The 2,055-nt window shown below is 64.1% G+C and carries 1 protein-coding gene and 1 pseudogene; one reads left to right on the forward strand and one right to left on the reverse strand.

The features are described from left to right. A pseudogene (locus IVB36_RS20885) lies at positions 1-1,103 on the forward strand (hypothetical protein); the annotation flags it as partial. 32 nt (positions 1,104-1,135) lie between these two features. On the opposite strand, the gene IVB36_RS20890 reads toward IVB36_RS20885, so the two are convergent. Further along, positions 1,136-1,579, reverse strand: coding sequence for a hypothetical protein (locus IVB36_RS20890; protein WP_204512507.1), 444 nt, complete (start codon positions 1,577-1,579; stop codon positions 1,136-1,138). Positions 1,580-2,055 lie beyond the last annotated feature (476 nt).

Genomic DNA, 2,055 nt, shown 5'->3' on the forward strand with positions numbered 1-2,055 from the left:
TTGGCCGGGTTCGCGACGAGGTGCTCAAGAGCACGGGGCGGCGGCAGGAGCCCTTCGTCTACGGATCGCTCGGCGGCGACACCGTGGCGCTGGTGCCGCTGATTGCCCCAAAGGTCGATCCGGACGCGGAGTCCCAGCGAGACTACGAATTTGCGGCGCAGATCGGCACAAGGGAGGCGTGGACCTCGTTTCTCGGCGTTCACGGTAGCGGCCCCTACGCTGTGTCTGCTCATGCGGCCCTCGACAAGCTGGATGCGGCGGAGAAGGCCCGTGAAAAGGCAGACCTGCTGAGGCGGCAAGCCGAACAGCAAGCCAGGCAGAAGAACGAGGATGTCAAGAAGCAGATCGAGGAGCAGGCTGCGCGCCAGGCCGAGCAGGCGAAGCTCCAGGTCTCAGAACAGGCCCGGCGCGATCTGGAGAAGGAGCGCCAACGCATCGCCGAGCAGGCCAAGCGCGAGCTCGACGATGCCCGGCGGCAGGTTGCGGAGGCGCGCCGGCAGGCGGAGGATGCGGCCCTTCAGGTCGAGCAGGCAAAGAAGCAGGCCGCGCTGGACGCGCAGCAGCAGATCGAGGCCGCAAGGCGCGAACAGGAACAGCGCGAGCGGGAGCGACAGGCCACACTCGCCGCGCTAACTCCGCCGGCTGCGCCTGCCCCTGCGTCGGTTGTCGTGCCGGCAATGGATCCGGCGGATATTGCACGCCTGCTCCAGGCCCATCTGAAGCGCGTCGGCTGCGATCCCGGGACCACCGACGGTGCCTGGACGGCGCCGTCGCAAAAGGCGCTCGACAATTTCAACCGAAACGCCGGCACCAGATTCGACGTCAAAGTTGCCAGCCTCGATGCGCTCGATGCGGTGCGCGGCCGGCCCGATCGTGTCTGTCCGCTGGTGTGCGCCAAGGGACAAAAGGCAGAAGGCGATCGTTGCGTCCAGATCGTCTGCGACGGCAATGACGTGCTGGATGCCCAGAGCACGTGCCGCCGGCGTCCCGATCCGCCGCCGCAGAAGCCAAAGGCGGTATCGCGCCAGGAGCCGAGCCCGCGCGGTCGCGCACGTCCGTCCGGCGGAGCCGATTCATGCGGAGGCAGCTGTGAGGGTGATTGAGACCGGTGCCGAGAGCACGGTGCTTCGGCAGCTCACAGGCTGGGAACGACGTTGACGTTGACTTTCAGATTCAGGAACGTGCGCTTGCCGGCGCCGTCCTCGAAGTAGAGTCTGCTCTCGAAATGGTCGCTGCCGGTAAAGCCGGAATTCGGCCGGTACACAGCCTTCGTCGAGTTGACCAGGCTGTAAGATCCGTTCGCCGGAGAGACGACGACGTCCTGGCCCACGAACGGACCCAGGGATTGGAAATTGAACCCGCAACCGCGGTCTTGCGCGACCCGCATCGGGATGACGACATTACAACCCTGGCAGATGTTGAAATGCGGGCGACGGCAAGCTGCGTTGGCATTCAAGCCGTGGGCGTTTCCGTAGCTCTTGTAGCCCGGGCGCATCTTGTCGGCGCTCGCAGTGCCGGAAAGAAGCAACGAGGCGCTGGTTACAATCGACAATACAACTGTCATGAAAGGACGGATCATTCTGAAAACCCCTTGGCGGCCAACGAAGCAAAAGCGATTTATGCCGACATAGAAGCTCAAGCGCCCCGGGGAGGCAAGTATCTGCGGAAGGTTGCTGGACAGCTTCCCAATGCCATGCCCCTTCCACTATCATTTCGAACAGGGAGTCGCCCGGCAGGACACTGCGCGGCGGCAACCGTCTCGCCTGACGGCCGGGCCTGATGTGTGATCGATGGCACAGACCCGAGGGCGGACCGCTATCGAAATAGTACTCATATCGATTGCAGCCACATTGCTGACGCGTGGAGCGAAGCCTGCATCATGATCCGATTGAGCCCTTCAGTCCCGATGTTGCGTTCAAGCCGGTTGGTCTGCCGGCTTGCGCTGTCGATGTTGTGGATGCTGGCAGCGGCGACGACCGCGCAGGCCGACAAGCGAGTGGCGCTGGTCCTTGGTGTGTCCAACTACCAGAGCGTCGCGCGGCTGGCCAATCCCGA

Source organism: Bradyrhizobium sp. 35 (assembly GCF_023073215.1).
Lineage (GTDB): Bacteria > Pseudomonadota > Alphaproteobacteria > Rhizobiales > Xanthobacteraceae > Bradyrhizobium > Bradyrhizobium canariense_D.

Excerpts from the sequence above, each read along its gene's own strand:
- IVB36_RS20890 (WP_204512507.1), bottom strand. The coding sequence starts at position 1,579 with ATGATCCGTCCTTTCATGACAGTTGTATTGTCGATTGTAACCAGCGCC.